The sequence below is a fragment of the Clostridium sp. SM-530-WT-3G genome, assembly GCF_012843905.1.
GTDB lineage: Bacteria > Bacillota > Clostridia > Clostridiales > Clostridiaceae > Clostridium.
Genome location: NZ_JABAGC010000075.1, coordinates 1 through 4670, shown reverse-complemented (window position 1 = coordinate 4670; position 4670 = coordinate 1). Strand labels below are relative to the sequence as shown.

Sequence of the window (4670 nt, the reverse complement as noted above, 5' to 3'; positions counted from 1 at the left end):
AGAATTTTTTTAGAGTGTAATAAACGTGCCTTGACAGCTTAGTGCTGTCAAGAACACATTTTGGTGTTGAGCCAAAATTAATTTAATTTTTATTTTTAAACTTCAAGTTACAGCATCTAAGTTATAATACTAACAAAATAACTATAATAAAAAATAACAGATAACCCCTATAAAAAGATTATCTGTTACTTAAATGACTTTAATCTTATAATAGTAAAATCACTATTAAATAAAGATTTTACTTATATTTCTTATAATTCACTACCATCAGATTCTATTACTTTTTTGTACCAGTAGTAACTATCTTTTGGTATACGATTTAGTGAACCTCCTACCTCATCTCTGTCAACATAAACAAAACCATATCTCTTTTGGTATCCGTTAAGCCAACTTAATAAATCTGTAAATGACCATGTGCAGTATGCTAATACATTACATCCATCATCTATTGCATCCTTTAATGCTTCAATGTGAGCTTTTAAGTAAGCAATTCTATATGGATCATGGATTTGACCATCTTCAACTTTATCAAAAGCACCTAAGCCATTTTCTGAAATAACTATTGGAAGGTAATAACGGCTAGTAATTATTCTACATGCCATTCTTAATCCTTGAGGATCTATAGTCCAATCCCAATCAGTTTTCTTTAAATAAGGGTTATTTGCACTCTTGTATAAACCTGGTTTACCTTCTTCATTGCTTGTACCTTTTTGACCAGTTGTATTGATTTCACCTAAACCAACACCATCTTCTGGATTGTATTGTACACAAGCAGTTTGGTAATAGTTAACTCCCATGAAGTCAAAACCTTTAGCTGCTTCAAGCATAAGCTCTGAATCTCCTTCTTCAATAACTGGAGCTATACCTTTCTTTTCAAGGTATTTTAAAACTGTAATTGGATATCTACCATATGCATATGCATCCATCCACCAGAAATTCATGTTTTCTGAGAAGTTCATTTGAGCCATAGCATTCTTAGGATCACAGTCTACAGCATAGCTTGGAGAAAATGCGAAACTTGCACCTATTTTACCGCTTAAGCCCATCTTCTTGTATGCAATAACAGTTTTAGCATGAGCAATAAAAGCATGATGGTTTACTTGATAGAACATTTTTTCATCATTCTTCTTCATTGGTGGATGTGTAGCTCTAAGCCATCCATGTTCAGTGAATATATTTTGTTCATTTAATGTGATCCAGTATTTAACCTTATCACCAAATCTCTCAAATAAAGTTGTAGCATAGTTAACAAAATCATCTATTATGTTTCTGCTTTCCCATCCATTATATCTATCTTGAAGTGCCTTTGGTAAATCCCAGTGATAAATTGTTACCATAGGTTCAATTCCATATTTTAAACATTCATCGATAATGTTTTCATAAAACTTTAAGCCTTCTTCATTAACTTGTCCATTTCCTTCTGGATAAATTCTTGGCCATGAAATTGAGAAACGATATGCTTTTAATCCCATTTCATGCATTAATTTAATATCTTCTAAATATCTATGATAGTGGTCTACTGCAACGTCTCCGTTAGTACCTTTAAAAGTCTTACCTGGTATTCTAACAAATTCATCCCATACAGATAATCCCTTTCCACCTTCTTGGTAAGCTCCTTCAATTTGATAAGCTGCTGTTGCACTTCCCCATAGGAAGTCCTTTGGAAACTTTCCTGAGTTCATCCCTTTATATCCCCCTTAAATTAACTTAATAACATAATTCTAACATTTTGTAATACTCTACTCAAGTAATTTTTGTAAAAATATACATATTCTTGACTATATTTTTATAATATTTTCTATGTACATAGGCGTATATGGTATTAAAAAACTGCGTATTCAAAGTTAGAATATGCAGTTTTCCATATAATAGCTGAACAAATAAATATATTTTATTTTTCTATGTTAAAGTGATTGATTATCACTTAGCAAATATACTGTTTAAATAAAAATCAATTAAGATAAGGCTACGTCTAAAATCATCATTACTATAAATCCTACAGCAAAACCTATAGTAGCTATATTAGAATGCTCTCCTTCAGCTGCTTCTGGAATCAGCTCTTCTACCACAACATAAATCATAGCTCCTGCAGCAAATGAAAGAAGATAAGGCATTATAGGAGTAAGAAAATTTGAAAATAAGATAGTCAAAACAGCTCCTATTGGTTCAACAACTCCAGATAAGAAACCATAATAGAATGATTTTCCTTTGCTCATGCCTTCACTTCTTAATGGAAGGGATATTATAGCTCCTTCTGGAATATTCTGAATGGCTATCCCTATTGATAAAGCAAAAGCAGCTGCTATTGATATAAGTCCACCATCACCCATTACACCTGCAAAAACAATTCCAACAGCCATGCCTTCTGGAATATTATGAAGAACTACAGCTAATACAAGCATAGTTGTTTTCTTTATATTGTTATTGCTAAGACTCATAAGTCCCTCTGGCTTATTCTCATTTTGATGAAGATGAGGTATTATTATATCAAGCAATAGTAAAAAGGCAATTCCAAAAATTAGCCCTATAGCCACAGGTATGAATGAAAGTCTTCCCATATGGCTACTCATATCTAAGGCAGGCATAATAAGTGACCACACTGATGCTGCTATCATTACTCCAGATGCAAATCCAAGCAATACTTTATTAACTAATCTAGGCATTTCTCCTCTCATAAAGAATACACATGCAGCTCCAAGAGTAGTTCCCATAAGTGGTATTAATAATCCAATAATAATATTCATGCACTCACCTCTACAATCTCTAAATATTTTGCATTAATATAATTACGACTTTTCTAACAAATCTAAATTCCTTAAATTTCTTTAAAAACTAAAAGTATTTACTTATACTTAAAATTTTACTGAGCAACCTAATTAGTTTACTTTGAATGTAAATAAATATACTTCAAATATATTACAAATCAAAACTATAATACATTTAATGTATATCTTTCTTTGATTCTATTCTACATATGCCTGTACAATTATATATATATATTTATAAATCAGCTTTCCACTTATGATAGCCATTATCAGTTAAAATGATATATTTTTTGAAATTCATTGTCAATACATCTCTTCTAACTTTAAACATATTATAAAAAGCTACCTATAAGTATTGAAATTTTTAAATAAATAGCTATGGAATAATTAAAATATGCTATTTTAAAAAAACTGTTTTCATGTTAGAAAGAATGTTAAAACATCAATAATTATTTAATATATTTATATTAAATAAGAAGATGAGACATTAAATGATTTAACGTTCCATCTTCTTTTTAATTTTATATAGAATATTAATAACTTAATCTAATAAATATGCTAATTTTGATTTAATTGTGCTATATTAGCCATAAACTCATTAAATGAAATTTTCCCCAATGCAAGCTCCATGCTTTCTATATACATTTTTTCATTCTTAGTATGTGGTCTTGCATATAAGCTTTCAAGCATTTCTTTTTCATTATTTAATGGATTTAAAATATTATGCTTTTTTGAAAAGGCCTCGAAATAACGTAACCCAAATCTTCTTTGAGATACAGCATCCAAATGAATACAGTCAGGATTGCAAGTCAAATTACTTGCTGTAACAAAATAGCAATTGTCCTGTTCATCTGCAAACTTTTCTAATTCCTTATTTACTAATTCGTACTCAGTACACATTTTCCCATATCCATCTTTACCCAGAAAGTCACCTAATCCTCCAATTATTATTGGAATATTAGGAACATTTAATTCTTTTCTAAGAGCTTCAAAAATAATAAGAAGCTTTTTATAATAATCTTTATAACCTCCATTATAGCTGTCAGCTTCTCCTTGATGCCATAGAATACCTGTTAACTCGCTGTTTTCCATAGCCAATTTAGCCTGAGAAACTGCATGCCTAAATAATACCTTATCTACAGCCCATTCATCTATTGAGCTTCCACCCTCAGCACAAGGTATTAAACCAATAGTGTCATCTGGATTTTCACGACACCACTCTTCTGCAAATGAGCTTACTAAACTTACACCTGAAACTGGACGATCATAATTGACTGGCTCCGTCATCATCTGCCACTTGCCATTACGAAGCATATGTATTCTTTCATTAAAAATTGGAGGTACTTCATTAATGAATCCTCTTCCTGCCATATTGGATTGCCCTAACATTAAAAATGATTTAATCAATTCTATCATCCTTTCTTTTGTTTACGAAATTCTATTGGACTATGTATATTATACTCTATATTTTTATTATTCCTACTTAATTATACTTATTTCTGAAAAATCATATTCAATTAATTCTCCTTTATAAACATTAACAGTTATACGTATCTCTTTTTGTGTCAATTTATTAGTAAGCTTTACCTCTAAATAATTGCTATAGTATACATGGTCACTAGTCTCATAATTATCAATATCACTTACTTCAAGTTCTATCAAATAATACCTAATGATTTCTTCAAGTTCATCTAATGATTTAATTTCACTTTTTTCTTTACTACCATTATCTAAAAGTTTACTAAGTATAGTCACCACACCTTTATCAATATCATAGCTTATGAAATATCCCTTATTACCATTATGAAAAAAGTAAATATAAAATATATTGGCTCAACACCAAAATGTGTTCTTGACAGCACTAAGCTGTCAAGGCACGTTTATTACACTCTAAAAAAATTCTTG

At 30.2% G+C, this 4670-nt stretch carries 4 protein-coding genes; all 4 read right to left on the bottom strand.

The genetic code is table 11. The annotated features are described in order from the left end of the window. Positions 1–251 precede the first annotated feature (251 nt). Complete coding sequence (locus tag HF850_RS15170; protein WP_169106258.1) at positions 252–1682, bottom strand: glycoside hydrolase family 1 protein; 1431 nt, start codon at positions 1680–1682, stop codon at positions 252–254. 273 nt (positions 1683–1955) lie between these two features. Further along, entirely contained in the window at positions 1956–2744 is a 789-nt protein-coding gene (locus HF850_RS15165; RefSeq protein WP_169106257.1) for a ZIP family metal transporter, read from the bottom strand. A 579-nt stretch (positions 2745–3323) separates the two neighbouring features. Next, the gene (locus HF850_RS15160; RefSeq protein WP_169106256.1) at positions 3324–4172 is read right to left on the bottom strand and encodes a sialate O-acetylesterase; all 849 of its coding nucleotides are present in this window, start codon (positions 4170–4172) and stop codon (positions 3324–3326) included. 72 nt (positions 4173–4244) lie between these two features. Further along, positions 4245–4520 carry a hypothetical protein gene (locus tag HF850_RS15155; protein ID WP_169106255.1) on the bottom strand — a complete coding sequence of 92 codons (276 nt, stop codon included), beginning with the start codon at positions 4518–4520 and terminating at the stop codon, positions 4245–4247. Positions 4521–4670 lie beyond the last annotated feature (150 nt).